The organism is Burkholderia sp. Bp8998 (genome assembly GCF_003854235.1).
Taxonomy (GTDB): domain Bacteria; phylum Pseudomonadota; class Gammaproteobacteria; order Burkholderiales; family Burkholderiaceae; genus Burkholderia.
This window is the reverse complement of record NZ_QTQF01000014.1, coordinates 79,950-95,780: the sequence shown is the minus strand read 5'-3', so window position 1 is coordinate 95,780 and position 15,831 is coordinate 79,950. Positions and strand designations below refer to the sequence as shown.

Annotated in this window: 15 protein-coding genes and 5 tRNA genes; 14 read left to right on the top strand and 6 right to left on the bottom strand. The window is 65.8% G+C overall.

The genetic code is table 11. From position 1 onward, the window contains the following. The first annotated feature begins 1 nt into the window (after position 1). The 7 genes from lepB (at position 2) to nagZ (ending at position 6,420) form a co-directional block, all read left to right on the top strand. On the top strand, positions 2–895 hold the full coding sequence (gene lepB, locus DIE06_RS16125; RefSeq protein WP_124662274.1) for a signal peptidase I: 894 nt from the start codon (positions 2–4) through the stop codon (positions 893–895). A 153-nt stretch (positions 896–1,048) separates the two neighbouring features. Continuing rightward, complete coding sequence (gene rnc / locus DIE06_RS16120; protein WP_124662273.1) at positions 1,049–2,305, top strand: ribonuclease III; 1,257 nt, start codon at positions 1,049–1,051, stop codon at positions 2,303–2,305. A 60-nt stretch (positions 2,306–2,365) separates the two neighbouring features. Continuing rightward, a complete protein-coding gene (gene era / locus DIE06_RS16115; protein ID WP_089450159.1) occupies positions 2,366–3,265 on the top strand; it encodes a GTPase Era in 900 nt (299 codons plus the stop codon). Then, complete coding sequence (recO, locus tag DIE06_RS16110; protein WP_014897645.1) at positions 3,252–4,091, top strand: DNA repair protein RecO; 840 nt, start codon at positions 3,252–3,254, stop codon at positions 4,089–4,091. Before era ends, recO begins: the two co-directional genes overlap by 14 nt. Beyond that, positions 4,088–4,864 (top strand): pyridoxine 5'-phosphate synthase, encoded by a 777-nt coding sequence (gene pdxJ / locus DIE06_RS16105; RefSeq protein ID WP_124662272.1) that lies wholly within the window; start codon positions 4,088–4,090, stop codon positions 4,862–4,864. The genes recO and pdxJ overlap by 4 nt, the downstream gene beginning before the upstream one ends. Before the next feature lie 69 nt (positions 4,865–4,933). Then, the gene (acpS, locus tag DIE06_RS16100) at positions 4,934–5,374 is read left to right on the top strand and encodes a holo-ACP synthase (protein WP_124662271.1); all 441 of its coding nucleotides are present in this window, start codon (positions 4,934–4,936) and stop codon (positions 5,372–5,374) included. A 17-nt stretch (positions 5,375–5,391) separates the two neighbouring features. Then, positions 5,392–6,420: a beta-N-acetylhexosaminidase gene (nagZ, locus tag DIE06_RS16095; RefSeq protein WP_124662270.1), complete on the top strand. Its 1,029-nt coding sequence runs from the start codon at positions 5,392–5,394 to the stop codon at positions 6,418–6,420. A 158-nt stretch (positions 6,421–6,578) separates the two neighbouring features. Here nagZ and DIE06_RS16090 read toward each other — a convergent pair whose 3' ends face one another. From DIE06_RS16090 to earP, 3 genes are all read right to left on the bottom strand, one after another. Next, positions 6,579–7,964 (bottom strand): sigma-54 dependent transcriptional regulator, encoded by a 1,386-nt coding sequence (locus DIE06_RS16090; RefSeq protein ID WP_124662269.1) that lies wholly within the window; start codon positions 7,962–7,964, stop codon positions 6,579–6,581. Positions 7,965–8,235: 271 nt separating this feature from the next. Further along, positions 8,236–8,793, bottom strand: coding sequence for an elongation factor P (gene efp / locus DIE06_RS16085; protein ID WP_124611289.1), 558 nt, complete (start codon positions 8,791–8,793; stop codon positions 8,236–8,238). A gap of 138 nt (positions 8,794–8,931) precedes the next feature. Beyond that, on the bottom strand, positions 8,932–10,119 hold the full coding sequence (gene earP, locus DIE06_RS16080) for an elongation factor P maturation arginine rhamnosyltransferase EarP (protein WP_124662268.1): 1,188 nt from the start codon (positions 10,117–10,119) through the stop codon (positions 8,932–8,934). A 76-nt stretch (positions 10,120–10,195) separates the two neighbouring features. Between earP and uvrC the strand changes: the two genes are divergently transcribed. From uvrC to DIE06_RS16045, 7 genes are all read left to right on the top strand, one after another. Then, entirely contained in the window at positions 10,196–12,226 is a 2,031-nt protein-coding gene (uvrC, locus tag DIE06_RS16075) for an excinuclease ABC subunit UvrC (RefSeq protein WP_124662267.1), read from the top strand. A 99-nt stretch (positions 12,227–12,325) separates the two neighbouring features. After that, positions 12,326–12,913, top strand: coding sequence for a CDP-diacylglycerol--glycerol-3-phosphate 3-phosphatidyltransferase (pgsA, locus tag DIE06_RS16070; protein WP_124662266.1), 588 nt, complete (start codon positions 12,326–12,328; stop codon positions 12,911–12,913). Positions 12,914–13,056: 143 nt separating this feature from the next. Beyond that, positions 13,057–13,132, top strand: a tRNA-Gly gene (locus tag DIE06_RS16065). A gap of 53 nt (positions 13,133–13,185) precedes the next feature. After that, positions 13,186–13,261, top strand: a tRNA-Gly gene (locus tag DIE06_RS16060). Between the two features lie 52 nt (positions 13,262–13,313). Further along, positions 13,314–13,389, top strand: a tRNA-Gly gene (locus tag DIE06_RS16055). 51 nt (positions 13,390–13,440) lie between these two features. Continuing rightward, positions 13,441–13,516 (top strand) — tRNA-Gly (locus DIE06_RS16050). 102 nt (positions 13,517–13,618) lie between these two features. Beyond that, positions 13,619–13,692, top strand: a tRNA-Cys gene (locus tag DIE06_RS16045). A 75-nt stretch (positions 13,693–13,767) separates the two neighbouring features. Here DIE06_RS16045 and DIE06_RS16040 read toward each other — a convergent pair. The 3 genes from DIE06_RS16040 to DIE06_RS16030 form a co-directional block, all read right to left on the bottom strand. Continuing rightward, positions 13,768–14,316 (bottom strand): hypothetical protein, encoded by a 549-nt coding sequence (locus DIE06_RS16040; protein WP_124662265.1) that lies wholly within the window; start codon positions 14,314–14,316, stop codon positions 13,768–13,770. 248 nt (positions 14,317–14,564) lie between these two features. Beyond that, complete coding sequence (locus DIE06_RS16035; protein WP_124662264.1) at positions 14,565–15,113, bottom strand: GNAT family N-acetyltransferase; 549 nt, start codon at positions 15,111–15,113, stop codon at positions 14,565–14,567. Further along, the gene (locus DIE06_RS16030; protein ID WP_124662263.1) at positions 15,110–15,769 is read right to left on the bottom strand and encodes a helix-turn-helix domain-containing protein; all 660 of its coding nucleotides are present in this window, start codon (positions 15,767–15,769) and stop codon (positions 15,110–15,112) included. The genes DIE06_RS16035 and DIE06_RS16030 overlap by 4 nt, the downstream gene beginning before the upstream one ends. Positions 15,770–15,831 lie beyond the last annotated feature (62 nt).

Sequence of the window (15,831 nt, the reverse complement as noted above, 5' to 3'; positions counted from 1 at the left end):
TATGAATTTTGCGCTGGTTCTTTTTGTGCTCGTCGTCGTGACGGGCGTAGCGTGGGTGCTGGACAAACTGGTGTTCCTGCCGCGGCGTCGCAAGGCGGCCGACGTGGCGATCGAGGAGTTCGATCGCCAGCAGTCGCGTATCGACAAGCGTTTCGCGGACGAAAACGCAGGGCAGACGCGTTCGAAACTGCGCGACGAAAAGCTGCGCCAGCCGTGGTGGCTCGAGTACACCGCAAGCTTCTTCCCGGTGATCCTGGCCGTGTTCGTCGTGCGTTCGTTCGTCGTCGAGCCGTTCAAGATCCCGTCGGGCTCGATGGTGCCGACGCTGCTGGTCGGCGACTTCATCCTCGTCAACAAGTTCGAATACGGCCTGCGCATGCCGATCACGAACACGAAGATCACGCAGGGCAGTCCGCTGTCGCGTGGCGACGTCGTCGTGTTCCGTTATCCGAAGGACGAGTCGGTCGACTACATCAAGCGCGTGATCGGCCTGCCGGGCGACACGGTCGCTTACCAGGACAAGCAGTTGACGATCAACGGCCAGCCGGTGCCCGAAACGCCGCTGCCGGATTTCTTCGACGACGAGCGCCAGAACTACGCGAAGCAGTTCGAGGAAACGATCGGCACGAAGAAGCATGCGATCCTCAACAATCCCGCCGTGCCGCCGTTCGTGATGGGCGCCTACGACTATCCGTATCGCGACAACTGCACGTACAACAGCCGCGGCGTGATCTGCAAGGTGCCGCCGGGTCACTACTTCATGATGGGCGACAACCGCGACAACAGCGCGGACAGCCGCTACTGGGGTTTCGTGCCGGACAACAACATCGTCGGCCGCGCGTTCTTCATCTGGATGAACTTCGGCGACCTGAAGCGCATCGGTTCCTTCAACTGATCGCGTTCGACTCGCACGCACTACGCGACGCACGGGCCGCGTCGCGTAGTGCCGAACTACTTTAAGAACCGGCGGCAACACCGCCTCGTCACGCCTTTTCGCGTCCGGCCGTGCCGTTTCGGCCCGACCGGCGCCCGCGTTATACTCCTGCACATGCCCCTATCCCAGTTGGAAAGCCGGCTGCGCTACGAATTTCGCAATGCGGAATTGTTGCGCCAGGCTTTGACCCATCGCAGTCACAGTGCCACGCACAACGAACGGCTCGAGTTTCTCGGCGATTCCGTTCTGAATTGCGCGGTGGCCGCCCTTTTGTTCCAGCGTTTCAGCAAGCTGGACGAAGGCGACCTGTCGCGCGTGCGCGCCAACCTCGTCAAGCAGCAGTCGCTGTATGAAATCGCTCAGGCCCTGAATATCTCGGAAGGGCTGCGGCTGGGCGAGGGCGAGTTGCGCAGTGGCGGCTTCCGCCGCCCGTCGATTCTCGCGGACGCGTTCGAAGCCATCATCGGGGCGGTATTCCTCGATGGCGGCTTCGAAGCCGCCCAAGGGGTCATCAAGCGCCTCTATATCCCGATTCTCGACCACATCGATCCGCGCACGCTCGGCAAGGACGCGAAAACGCTGCTGCAGGAGTACCTGCAGGGCCACAAGATCGCACTGCCGACCTACACGGTCGTCGCAACTCATGGTGCGGCGCACAATCAGCAATTCGAGGTCGAATGCACGGTGCCGAAGCTCGACGTGAAGGTGTCGGGCTCCGGCGCGAGCCGACGGGCGGCCGAGCAGGCCGCCGCGAAGAAGGCGCTCGACGAGGTGCTGGCGGCCGCGCCGATGCTGGCCGCGAAGCCGAAGCGTTCGAAGAACGCGCGGGGGGCGAAGCATGTCGAGCCCGAAATCGTGCCGGGCGTGAAGGGCGTGCAGGAAGCGCTCGACCTGCGTTCTCCGGAACGGAAGGAGCGTGCGGCGGGGCGCGACGCGAAGGCTGCTGCTGCCGCTGCCGCGTCTGCAGGGACCGACGCCGGCGCACAGCCGAGCGACCGGCCCGCGCAGGCGCCGATGGCCGCGATTCGCGCGGCGCATGTCGAAACAGCCGCGGACAAGGCCGACCGGCTGGCGAAGCCGGCGGCCGACAAACCTGCCGAAAAGCCATCCGAAAAACCGTCGGAGCGCAACGAAGCTGGCGCTCGCGTGGCGGACAAGTCCGCGGAAGGCGCACCCCGTGCAGCCGACAAGCCGGCGGGCCAGACGGTCGATCCGGCCGTGGTGTCCGCCGACAAGCCTGCTGCCGGTTCCGATGCCGCTTCGCGTGCGACGCCGCGCGCCCGCGACGCCGCGGCGCCCGACCCCGAGACGCCGCCGGGCGGCGCGAGCCTCGCTGCCGCGCAGGCGCGCGCGGCCGATGCCGACCACTGAATTGCCCATCGATCGTGCCGCGCGCCGCGCGGCCGTTTCCGAACCTGTCTCCCAAACGATATGAACACTCCCGCTCCTACCGGTTTCCGTTGCGGCATGATCGCGATCGTGGGCCGCCCGAACGTCGGCAAGTCGACGTTGATGAACGCACTCGTCGGCCAGAAGATCAGCATCACGTCGCGCAAGGCGCAGACGACCCGCCATCGCATCACCGGCATCAACACGTTCGACGACGCGCAATTCGTGTTCGTCGACACGCCGGGCTTCCAGACCCGTCACAGCACCGCGCTGAACCGCTCGCTGAACCGCGCGGTCACGTCGACACTCACGTCGGTCGACGTGATCCTGTTCGTGATCGAGGCCGGCCGCTTCGGACCCGACGACCAGAAGGTACTCGACCTGATCCCGCCCGGCATGCCGACGCTGCTGATCGCGAACAAGATCGACCGCGTGACCGACAAGGCGACCCTGTTCCCGTTCATGCAGCAGATGAGCGGGCTGCGCGAATTCACCGAACTCGTGCCGCTGTCCGCGCAGCGGCCGGAAGACATCAAGCGCCTGCTGGACACGATCAAGCCGTACCTGCCGGAAGGCGAGCCGATCTACGGCGAGGACGAGCTGACCGACCGCAGCTCGCGCTTCCTCGCGGCCGAAATCCTGCGCGAGAAGGTGTTCCGCTGGACCGGCGACGAACTGCCGTACACGAGCACCGTCCTGATCGACAAGTTCGAGGAGGAAGGGCGCCTGAAGCGCATCTTCGCGACGATCCTCGTCGAACGCGATTCGCACAAGGCGATGGTGATCGGCAAGAAGGGCGAGAAACTCAAGCAGATCAGCACCGAGGCGCGGATGGACATGGAGAAGCTGTTCGACGGCCCCGTGTACCTCGAGACCTTCGTGAAGGTGAAGAGCGGCTGGGCCGACAACGAGGCGGGGCTGCGCGCCTATGGGTACGAATGACGCGCTGACGTCGACCGAAGACGCGGTGACCGCCGGCGCGAACGACGCGCCGTTGCCGGCACCGCCCGAACCGCCGCGTCGCAAGGCGCGGCGCGCGACGTCTCGCACGTCCGATTTCCGCGTCGCCGAGCAGCCGGCGTTCGTGCTGCACAGCTATCCGTACCGGGAAACGAGCCTGATCATCGACGTGCTCACGCGCGATCACGGCCGGCTCGCGCTCGTCGCGAAGGGCGCGAAGCGCCCGCATTCCGCGCTGCGCGGCGTGTTGCAGACGTTCCAGCCGCTGCTGCTGTCCTGGTCGGGCAAATCCGAAGTGCGCACGCTGACGGGCGCCGAGTGGGTCGGCGGGATGCTGCCGCTCGGCGGCGACGGGCTGCTGTGCGGCTTCTACGCGAACGAGCTGCTCGTGAAATTCTGCGCACGCGAGGATCCGCAGCCGCCGCTCTTCAATCATTACGTGCTGACCCTCACGCGCCTCGCGCACGGCGAACCCGCGGTGCAGGTGCTGCGCTCGTTCGAGCGCGTGCTGCTGCGCGAGACCGGTTATGCGATGGCGCTGAACCGCACGGTCGCGCGCCGAGCGGTCGAACCGGATCGCCGCTACGTATTCGATCCCGAGCGCGGCGTGCGCAATGCGGATGACGACGTGCCGTCACACTGGCCGGTGATTACCGGACAGACGTTGCTCGACATGGAGCAGGACGATTACCATCGAGCCCAGACGGTCGCGCAAAGCAAGACGCTGATGCGCTTCCTGCTGAACACCTATCTCGGCGGTACGCCGCTTGCCACGCGTCAGATCCTGATCGACCTGCAAAACTTATGAGTTTCTTCCTGACAACGCCCACCGCCATCGACCTCGGCGTGAACATCGACCACGTCGCGACGCTGCGCAACGCGCGCGGCACGACCTATCCCGATCCGATTCGCGCGGCGCTCGCGGCCGAAGAGGCCGGTGCGGACGCGATCACGCTGCACCTGCGCGAAGACCGCCGCCACATCGTCGACGCCGACGTGCGCACGCTGCGCCCGCTGCTGAAGACGCGGATGAACCTGGAATGCGCGGTGACGGCCGAGATGCTCGACATCGCATGTGAAGTGCGTCCGCACGACGCGTGCCTCGTGCCCGAGAAGCGCGAGGAGCTGACGACCGAAGGCGGTCTCGATGTCGCCGGGCGCTTCGAGGCCGTGCGTGCGGCATGCAGGCAGCTCGCCGACGCCGGCGTGCGTGTGTCGCTGTTCATCGATCCGGACGACACGCAGATCCGCGCCGCGCACGAAGCCGGCGCGCCGGTGGTCGAGCTGCATACCGGCCGCTACGCCGATGCGCACGACGAAGCCGAGCAGCAGCGCGAATACGAACGCATCGTCGCGGGCGTGCAGGCCGGCGCGCAACTGGGCCTGAAGGTCAACGCGGGTCACGGCCTGCATTACACGAACGTGCAGCAGATCGCCGCGATCGACGGCATCATCGAGCTGAACATCGGCCACGCGATCGTCGCGCACGCGATCTTCGCGGGCTGGGACAACGCGGTGCGCGAGATGAAGGCGATCATGGTCGCCGCGCGGGTCGCCGCGCTGCACGGCGGCGCGCGCTGACGATGCATTCCGTGCGCGCGCGCTTCGTTCGCCGATCGGCATCGTCCGTGCATCACGGCGGGCGCTGACATGGCGATCTACGGCATCGGTACCGACATCGTCCAGGTGAGCCGCGTCGCGGCCGTGTTCGAGCGCACGGGCGGCCGGTTTGCCGAGAAGGTGCTGGGCCCCGACGAACTGCGCGTGTTCCACGCGCGCCGCGCGCGCTCCGAGGCACGCGGCATCGCGTTTCTCGCGACGCGCTTTTCCGCGAAGGAAGCGTTCTCGAAGGCGATCGGGCTCGGCATGCATTGGCCGATGACGTGGCGCGCGCTGCAGACCCTCAACCAGCGCAGCGGCGAACCGTACGTCGTCGCGTCGGGCGAGCTGGCCGACTGGCTTGCCGCACGCGGCATCACGGCGCGCGTGACGGTCAGCGACGAACGTGACTACGCAGTGTCGTTCGTGGTTGCCGAGACCGAAGCCGCACTTTCGCCTGCATCCGTTCCTGTCTCCCGAACCACTCCCTGACGGAATATCCCATTCTGATGAAAACGACTCCCGGCCCGGTCATGCTCGACGTCGTCGGCACGGCCCTGTCGCGCGACGATGCGCGGCGCCTTGCGCATCCGAACACCGGCGGCGTGATCCTGTTCGCGCGGCATTTTCAGAACCGCGCACAGCTGACCGCGCTGACCGACTCGATCCGCGCGGTGCGCGAGGACATCCTGATCGCCGTCGATCACGAAGGCGGCCGCGTGCAGCGATTCCGCACCGACGGTTTCACGGTGTTGCCGGCGATGCGCCGCCTCGGCGAACTGTGGGACCGCGACGTGCTGCTCGCGACGAAGGTCGCGACCGCGGTCGGCTACATCCTGGCCGCCGAGCTGCGCGCATGCGGGATCGACATGAGTTTCACGCCGGTGCTCGATCTCGACTACGGGCATTCGAAGGTGATCGGCGATCGCGCGTTCCATCGCGACCCGCGCGTCGTCACGCTGCTCGCGAAGAGCTTGAACCACGGGCTGTCGCTCGCGGGCATGGCGAACTGCGGCAAGCATTTCCCGGGGCATGGCTTCGCGGAGGCCGATTCGCACGTCGCGCTGCCGACCGACGACCGGCCGCTCGACGCGATCCTCAAGCAGGACGTCGCGCCGTACGACTGGCTCGGCCTGTCGCTGTCCGCGGTGATTCCCGCGCACGTGATCTACACGCAGGTCGACAAGCGGCCGGCCGGCTTCTCGCGCGTGTGGCTGCAGGACATCCTGCGCGGGCAGTTGGGCTTCACGGGCGCGATCTTCAGCGACGACCTGTCGATGGAGGCGGCACGCGAAGGTGGCACGCTCACGCAGGCGGCCGATGCAGCGCTCGCAGCCGGCTGCGACATGGTGCTCGTCTGCAACCAGCCGGACGCGGCCGAGGTCGTGCTGAACGGGCTGAAGGCGCAGGCGTCGGCCGAGTCGGTGCGGCGCATCAAGCGGATGCGGGCGCGCGGCAAGCCGCTCAAGTGGGACAAGCTGATCGTGCAACCCGAGTATCTGCAGGCGCAGGCGCTGTTGAGCAGCGCACTGGCGTAAGCGGAGGAAGGGCGGCGCGATGTCGCTCTCCCGTTGCCGAAAACAAGAAAGCCGTGCGTTTGCGCGGCTTTCTCATTGGGGACGTGAAGTGCGGGGCTAAACGCACTTACGCAACTAACCGTCAGCTCCGGCCAGCGCCCCGAACAAAGGCGGCCCGGTCAGTTGACCTTCATCCGCTGCAGCTTGTTGTACAGCGTCTTGGGGCTGATGCCGAGCAGCGTCGCCGCACGATGGCGCGTGCCGCCGACCGCGTCGAGCGTCGCACGAATCAGCAGATCCTCCACGTCGGACAGTGGGGTGCCGACCTTGATCTGCACGCTGCTGCCGTTCAGCGCGGCGCCGGCCGCGAAGCTCGCTTCGCCCGCGCGCAGCGTCTCGATGAAATCGCCGGACGCGTCATAGGCGAAGCGCACGCGCTCCTGCAGTTCGCGCACGTTGCCGGGCCATTCGTAGGACACGCATTCGCGCACGAAGCCCGGCGCCGCGCGCTTGTCGGTCGCGCTGCGGCCGGTGGCGCGCGCGTCGCGATTGAGTTCGTCGATCAGCGCGTCCGCGATGGCGAGGGCATCGCCGTCGCGCTCGCGCAGCGGCGGCATCGTGATCGATGCCGCATCGAGACGCAGCCACAGATCCTCGCGCAGCGTGCCGTTCGCGACCGCCTCGCGGGCCGGGCGGCGCGTGGTCGCGATCAGCCGGAAGTCGCTCGCGATCGAGCTCGTGCCGCCGATCCGCATGAAGTTCTGCGAGTCGAGCGCATGCAGCAGCGCCTCCTGCAGCACGAGCGGCAGGGCGGTGATCTCGTCGAGGAACAGCGTGCCGCCGCCGGCCTGTTCGAACAGGCCGGATTCGCGCCGCTCGGCGCCGTCGAACGCACCGCGTTCATGGCCGAACAGCACGCTGTCGAGCGACGCGCCGTGTCGCCCGGCCTGCGCGATCGTGCGGCAGTCGAACGACACGAACGGCCCCTTGCGGCGCCGGCTCAGGTCGTGCAGCGTGCGCGCGGCCAGCTTCTTGCCGGTGCCGGCCTCGCCGGTGAACAGCACGGCCGTTTCGGTGCCCGCGTTGTGCTCGATCATGTCGTACACGTGCTGCATCGCCTCGCTGCGGCCGACCAGCGCGCCGAAACGGCCGAGATGGCGCAGCGACGCGCGCAGCGTCCGCACTTCGTCGATCAGTTCGTAGGGGCGCGGAATCCGGGCCAGCAGGCTGCGCAGGCGCGGAATGTTGATCGGCTTCAGCAGGTAGTCCCAGATGCCGTGACGCAGGCCTTCGATCGCGCTCTCGACCGTCGCGTTGCCCGTCAGCACGATCACCGGCAGCGAGCCGTTCGGCTGCTGCTGCGGCAGGTGCTGGAGCAGGTCGAATCCGCTGCCGTCCGGCAGGTTCAGGTCGACGAGGACGACATCGGGAATCGAGCGGCCGAGCGCCGTGCGTGCCTCGGCGAGCGACGTGGCCGTGTCGACCGAGAAGCCGTCTGCGGCGAGCAGCGCGGTCAGGCCGGACAGGCTGTTGGGATCGTCTTCGACAATCAGGGCGTGTGGCATGGTGGACGCGAGTCGAGTCAAGAGAGGCGGGCTGTCGGCCATCGAGCCGGCCGCAGCCGCATGTCAGATTAAAAACTGATTTTATGCCCCGCTGAACGCCTGACGTGCATTATTTCTTTCACGCTATAAAACAGTTACCGATGATACAAATTGAATACCTTTAGTGCTGGATTTTGTGTTGCTTATGGTACCGGCGCACCGGTGCTGTTGGCGGCAGGCAAACAAAAAGCGCCCCGAAGGGCGCTTTGTTCGATCCGCAAATCGCAGGCGATTATGCGCGGCTGCGATATTCGTTCGTGCGCGTATCGATTTCGATCTTGTCGCCGGTATTGCAGAACAGCGGCACTTGCAGTTCGAAACCCGTCGCGAGCTTGGCGTTCTTCAGCACCTTGCCCGACGACGTATCGCCCTTGACGGCCGGTTCCGTGTAGGTGATCTCGCGAACCAGGACCGTCGGCAGTTCGACCGAGATCGCCTTCTCGTTGTAGAACACGACTTCGCAAGCCATGCCGTCTTCGAGGTAGTTCAGCGCTTCGCCCATCATTTCCGCTTCGACTTCGAACTGGTTGTAGTCGGCGTCCATGAACACGTACATCGGATCGGCGAAGTACGAGTACGTCACTTCCTTGCGATCGAGCACGACGACGTCGAACTTGTCGTCAGCCTTGTAGACCGATTCCTGGCCTGCGTTCGACAGCAGGTTCTTCATCTTCATCTTGACGACGGCGGCGTTACGGCCCGACTTGTTGTATTCCGTCTTTGCGATGACCCATGCGTCGCTGCCGATCTGCACGACGTTGCCTACGCGGAGTTCCTGTGCGGTCTTCATAAAAAACTGTCCTGATCCAATCAAATAAATAGGTGCCTGAGCGTTGCACAACGGCTGACGGCGCAAGCGGGGGGCGTTCCGGTGGGTGCCAAGAGCCCCAAACGCGGGCGCTTGCGTGGTCAGCCGTCGGATAACCGCTTATTTTAACTGAGATTTTGCGTATTCCGCCAGCTTTCCGGCGAGATCGCCGACGCTCGCCAGCGCGTCGGCCCAGCACGTCGCGTTGGTGTCCAGCGCGGCCCGGTGTTGCAGCAAATCGGCCCAGTCGGGCGTGCCGGCGCCGTTCCATGCGTGCCAGAAGCGCTCGAGCGCCGCGCGCGGCGCATCGCCGAGGCCTGCCGACAGGTGCGCGAGCGCGGCGTCGAGCTTCGGCAGGTGCGCATCGTCAGCCTGCGGGTAGATGTGCCAGATGAACGGCTTGCGCGCCCATTGCGCGCGGACGAACGAATCCTCGCCGCGCACGAAGTTGACGTCGGCCACCCACAGCAGCGGGTCGTAGTCGGCCTGCGGGACGAACGCGAGTCCGTAGGCGGTCAGGTTGCCGCGGGTTGCGCGCGCGCCGGCGTCGAACGATTCGACCCCGAAGAAGCGGGCGACGGCCGGCGACACGCGGCCGGCCGGCACGAGCGCGACGACGGGCGACGGGCTGTCGCGCCACTGCGCGAGCAGCGCGTCGACGGCCGGATTTTCATACGCGAACAGGCTGACGACGGTCGTACCCGGCGCCGGTGGCGTGTCGCCGGTCGCATGCCGCCACCATGCGGCGCGCGCCGTCGCGTCGGCTTCGAAGGCCGTGCGGCGGGCGTCGAGGTCGCGTTCCTTCAACACGCCGCCCGTGCCGGCCGACAGTCCCGGGAAGAAGAACGTCTTCAGCAGCGGGTAGCGCGGATGCGGCGACGGGCGCAAATGGAAATCGGCGACCCAGTCCTCGGCGCTCAGGTATTCGAGATTGATCCACACCGGGCGGCGCGCACGGCGCGCCATCGCCGCGAGATACGCGCCGGGCAGCTCGCACGCGAACGCCTCGATCACGGCGTCGGCGATCTCCAGCGCGTCGCCGACTTCCGCATGCCAGTGTTCGACCACGACGCCGTCGAGCGTCTGCCGTCCCGCATCGGGATCGACCCCCGGCAGCAGCCGCGCGAACGTGCACAGGTCGTCGATGAAGAGGCGTACCTGCCAGCCGTGTTCGTGCGCGAGCTGGCGGGCGAGGCGCCAGCACACGCCGATGTCGCCGAAGTTGTCGATCACGGTGCAGAAGAGGTCGCACGCGATCGGTTCGTCGGGCGCGAGCGGCGAAGGGGAGGCGGGGGCGGTACGGGGCATCGAAGCGGGCCGGTGAATGCTCTAAACTGGCGATTCTAATGGACCTGTTCCGCGCCACAAGGCACCCGGATCACGCATGACATCCCCAGAAGCCGCCGACACCCCGTTCGAACCCAAGAAGCTCCTCGCGCAGTTGCCGCACATGCCGGGCGTTTACCGCTACTACGACGCGGCGGGCGCCGTGCTGTACGTCGGCAAGGCGCGCGACCTGAAGAAGCGCGTATCGAGCTATTTCACGAAGACGCAGCTGTCGCCGCGCATCGCGATGATGGTCACGCGCATCGTGCGCATCGAGACGACCGTCACGCGCTCGGAGGCCGAGGCGCTGCTGCTCGAGAACAACCTCATCAAGGCGCTCGCGCCGCGCTACAACATCCTGTTTCGCGACGACAAGTCGTATCCGTACCTGAAGCTCACCGCGCATCGCTTTCCGCGCATGGCGTACTACCGCGGCTCGGTCGACAAGCAGAACCAGTACTTCGGGCCGTTCCCGAGCGCGTGGGCCGTGCGCGAGAGCATCCAGATCCTGCAGCGCGTGTTCCAGTTGCGCACCTGCGAGGATTCGGTCTTCAACAATCGCACGCGGCCGTGCCTGCTGCATCAGATCGGGCGCTGCACGGCGCCGTGCGTCGGCGCGATTGCCGAGGACGACTACGCGATCGACGTGTCGAACGCCGCGCGGTTTCTGCTCGGCCGGCAGTCGGAGGTGATGAAGGAACTCGAGCAGAAGATGCACGCGTTCGCGGCCGAGCTGAAGTTCGAGCAGGCGGCCGCCGTGCGCAACCAGATGAGCTCCCTCGCGACGGTGTTGCACCAGCAGGCGATCGAGGTCGGCAGCGACAGCGACGTCGACATCCTGGCGGTGGTGGCGCAGGGCGGGCGCGTGTGCGTGAACCTGGCGATGGTGCGCGGCGGCCGGCATCTCGGCGACAAGGCCTATTTCCCGGCGCACGTCGAAAGTGCGCTGACGCTGGCCGAGGGCGGCCTCGGCGACGAGGCCGAAGCGGCGGACGATGCCGACGAAACCGCTGCGGCGTTGCCCGACCGGCCCGTGGAAGAGGCTGCCGCCGCGCGTGACGCGGGGGCGTCGGTGGAGGCAGAGGTGCTCGATGCGTTCATCGCGCAGCACTATCTCGGCAATCGCGTGCCGCCCGTGCTGGTCGTGAGCCATGCGCCCGCGAGCCGCGACCTGCTCGAGCTGCTGTCCGAGCAGGCCGGCCACAAGGTATCGCTGGTGCGGCAGCCGCAGGGGCAGCGGCGCGCGTGGCTGTCGATGGCCGAGCAGAATGCGCAGATCGCGCTCGCGCGGCTGCTGTCCGAGCAGGGCTCGCAGCAGGCGCGCACGCGCGCGCTCGCGGAGACGCTCAGCTTCGAATGCGACGATCTCGCGACGCTGCGGATCGAATGTTTCGACATCAGCCATACGATGGGCGAGGCGACGCAGGCGTCGTGCGTCGTCTATCACCATCACAAGATGCAGTCGGGCGAGTACCGTCGCTACAACATCACCGGCATCACGCCGGGCGACGATTACGCGGCCATGCGGCAGGTGCTGACGCGCCGCTACGAGAAGATGGTCGAGCAGGCCGCGCAGGCGGCGGCCGCCGACGACGCGGCCGGCATCGACGGCGAATCGACGCGCAAGGCCGAGTCGTCGAGCCTGCTGCCGAATATCGTGCTGATCGACGGCGGCAAGGGGCAGGTCGAGATTGCGCGCCAGGTGTTCACCGAACTCGGGCTCGACACGTCGATGCTGGTCGGCGTCGCGAAGGGCGAAGGGCGCAAGGTCGGCCTCGAGACGCTCGTGTTCGCGGACGGCCGCACGCCGCTCGAACTTGGCAAGGAGAGCGCCGCGCTGATGCTCGTCGCGCAGATCCGCGACGAGGCGCACCGCTTCGCAATCACCGGGATGCGCGCGAAGCGGGCGAAGGCGCGCCAGACCTCGCGGCTCGAGGAACTCGAAGGGGTCGGGGCAAAACGCCGGCAGCGGCTGCTCGCGCGGTTCGGCGGGCTGCGCGGGGTGGTCGCCGCGAGCGTCGAGGAACTGGCGAGCGTCGACGGCATCTCGCACGCGCTCGCCGAGCAGATCTACAAGCAGCTTCACTGATCCGGCCGTGCGACCGGCCGCGCCTGAGCGCGATCTCGCGTTCTTGTGGCAGGCCGGTCGACACGGCACAATTGCGAATCCTTTACTGACCCGCATGCCATGCCGTTCAATTTCCCGATTTTCCTGACGTGGGTACGGATCGTGCTGATCCCGCTCGTCGTTGGCGTGTTCTATCTGCCGGACACGGTGATGGGCGGCGCGCACCGCAATGTCGCGGCAGCGGCGATCTTCATCCTCGCCGCGCTGACCGACTGGTTCGACGGGTTTCTCGCCCGCAAGTGGAACCAGACGTCGTCGTTCGGCGCGTTCCTCGATCCGGTCGCGGACAAGCTGATGGTGACGGCCGCGTTGCTGATCCTCGTGCAGATTTCGCGGGTCGACGCGGCGATCGCGCTCGTGATCGTCGGCCGCGAGATCGCGATCTCGGCGCTGCGCGAATGGATGGCACAGATCGGTGCGTCGAAGAGCGTCGCGGTGAACCAGCTCGGCAAATTCAAGACCGCGTGCCAGATGGTCGCGATCCCGATGCTGCTGTACTACGGCCCGCTGCCGCTCGGCATCGCGACGATCGACACGCGCGTGTGGGGCGAGTGGCTGATGTACCTCGCGGCGGTGCTGACGATCTGGTCGATGCTGTACTACATGAAGCTCGCATGGCCGCAGATTCGCGAGCGCGGCGGCGCGTGACCGGCCCCGCACGGCGGTTGCACAGGTTTTTGGAAAAAGGGCTGGAAAAGCCCTTGACATACGAATGTGCCTTCGACATAATCTCGCTTCTCCGCTGCACGACGAAGTAAGTGTGTGACGGGGAAGCGGTAGCGCAGCAATACGCGGGAGTAGCTCAGTTGGTAGAGCGCAACCTTGCCAAGGTTGAGGTCGCGAGTTCGAGACTCGTCTCCCGCTCCAGATTTTTTCTGGCAGCGTGTTGTACGGCAAAGCGCTGCAGATGCAGGATACATGCGGGAGTAGCTCAGTTGGTAGAGCGCAACCTTGCCAAGGTTGAGGTCGCGAGTTCGAGACTCGTCTCCCGCTCCAGATTTTTCTGGCAGCGTGTTGTACGGCAAAGCGCTGCAGATGCAGGATACATGCGGGAGTAGCTCAGTTGGTAGAGCGCAACCTTGCCAAGGTTGAGGTCGCGAGTTCGAGACTCGTCTCCCGCTCCAGATTTTTCTGGCAGCGTGTTGTAAGGCAAAGCGCTGCAGGTGCAGGACAATGCGGGAGTAGCTCAGTTGGTAGAGCGCAACCTTGCCAAGGTTGAGGTCGCGAGTTCGAGACTCGTCTCCCGCTCCAAGTCATGGGGAAGCCACGCTTCCCTTTTTATTTGATGGACCGACGGTCCTCGAATAAAAAAATCTGTCGCTTGCCTCCATGGCATCCGGACAGTCCGCTTTCGGCGCGATAGCAAAGCGGTTATGCAGCGGCCTGCAAAGCCGTTTAGGCCGGTTCGACTCCGGCTCGCGCCTCCAGCAAGAAAGAAAAAGCCCCGCTTCGGCGGGGCTTTTTTTTCGGCTCGTCGTGGCGGTTCGATCTGCTGGCGGCACTCAGATCACGCGCCAGAAGATCGTGACCGGCCAGCTATCCTTTTCCTCGCCCAGCGTGATTGTGTCTTCCTCGAAGTCGCGATTGCGCATCGACTGCGCAGCTTCGACGCTGAAGCAAACAGCGACGACCATCTTGATCGCGTCGGCATATTGCTGCTTCACCGAATGGAGTTTCACGATGTCGTCGGCGACCTCGTCGAAAAATTTGTGAGGTACCGTTTGTCGCCCTTGCAGGGCGGAGTGGAAGAGGGATTCCGCCTTCAGTTCGATGCAGATCACCTTGCCAAGTGCGGGGCGGATCAGGATGTCGACGTCTTGACGCGGATCCTGATAGATCGCCTGTTCGCACTCCACGGTCGGATTGCCGGGAAGCTCGCGAAATTTGCTGGACAGCCAGAGTTTCAGCACGGTCTCCCAGCCGCCCTTTTCAAGAAAGTAGTCCACGGGTTCGGGCGTCTGGCGGTATTGCGTGGGCTTGCTTCTTTCAACAAGCGCGCCTTCCGCCCACCCGATGATCGTTTTGGGCGCGATATCCTGAGGCTGGTACATGGTCGTTCTCCTTCATTGGATGTGGCGAATGCAACGGTCGACAGCGGGATGCGGTCATGCCGTTGCGCACATTCTCGGAAGGTTGCTGACCGAGAACCATAGAGCAGAAGTCACCCTGCGAACGTACTGTTCGCGACGCCACCCTGACTGATCATGGAGCGAGCGGTGCGTGGCGCAGGCGTAGCCGTGGAGGTGGTGAGGCAGGTCATTCCGCCCGAACGGCGATGGATCAGCCTGCGCGATGCCGATCAGCCATCGACCGGCTGAGCCGGCGTGTCGAGCCTCAACTGATAGAACGCCGCATCGAGCCAGCGGCCGAACTTGAAGCCCGCTTCAGTGATCGTGCCCGAGTGCACGAAGCCGAGGCGCGTATGCAGCGCGACGCTACCGCCGTTGGTCGCGTCGATGCAGCCGACCAGTACGTGTACTTCGGCTTCGCGCGCACGCCGGATCAACTCGCGCAGCAGCAACTCGCCGAGCCCGCGGCCGCGATGGTCGCGGTGGACGTAGACGCTGTGTTCGACCGTGTACTTGTACGCGGGGAATGCGCGGAACGTGCCCCAGCTCGCGAAGCCGACCAGCGTGCCCGCTTCATCCACCGCGCCGACGACCGGAAAACCGCTGGCGCGCTTCGTCGCGAACCACGTGACCATCGCTTCCGGCGGGCGCGGCCGGTAGTCGTACAGCGCGGTCGAGTTCACGATCGCATCGTTCAGGATCTCGAGGATGGCCGCGGCATGCTCGGCCTCGCCGCAATCGATCAGGCGCACGTCGTCGCGCGGTTTCGGGGAATTCATGCGGGCTCCTGTGCCTGTCGGCTCTGAACGGATGACACACTCCGCGCGCCGGCGGCGGCGGGAACATCGCAGATCGCGACGACATAGCGCGCGACGTGCGACGACGGGTTGCTGAAAATCAGCGGCTGATCGACGCGCATGGCCAGACAGTCGCCTTCGTGAAGTTCGTGGAGCTGGTCGCCGAACGTGACGTCGACGCGCCCATGGACGACCCACACCTGTTGATGCAATGCACTTTCGCGCCCGCCGGAGTCGTATGCGACGCGCGCGCCGGGTGGGAAATCGATCTCGACGAGCTGAAGCGGCGACGGCCAGCCAGGCGGCGACAGATTGCGCCGAACGTAACCGGATGCCGGATCGCGCCATTCCGCCTGCTGCGCGCGCCGCACCAGCGGGTGCGCGGGCGCATCGTCGCGATCGCCGCCGAACAGCCCGGCCAGCGACACGCCGAGACCTGCCGCGAGCTTGTCGAGCACGACGGCCGTCGGGCTCGCCGACGCGCGCTCGATGAGCGAGATCATCGAACGGCTGACGCCGGAACGCGCGGCGAGCGCATCGAGCGTGTAGCCTCGTAGCGTGCGCAAGTCGCGCACGCGCCGGGCGATGCGTTCGTTGATGCCGGTGTCGTCGGCAGGGGAGTTGGTCGATTCCTGCATAGTAGATTTATTTTCCAGCAAGTTGGAATTCGATGTCAACGGGATTCCTGCTGCCCGGGAGC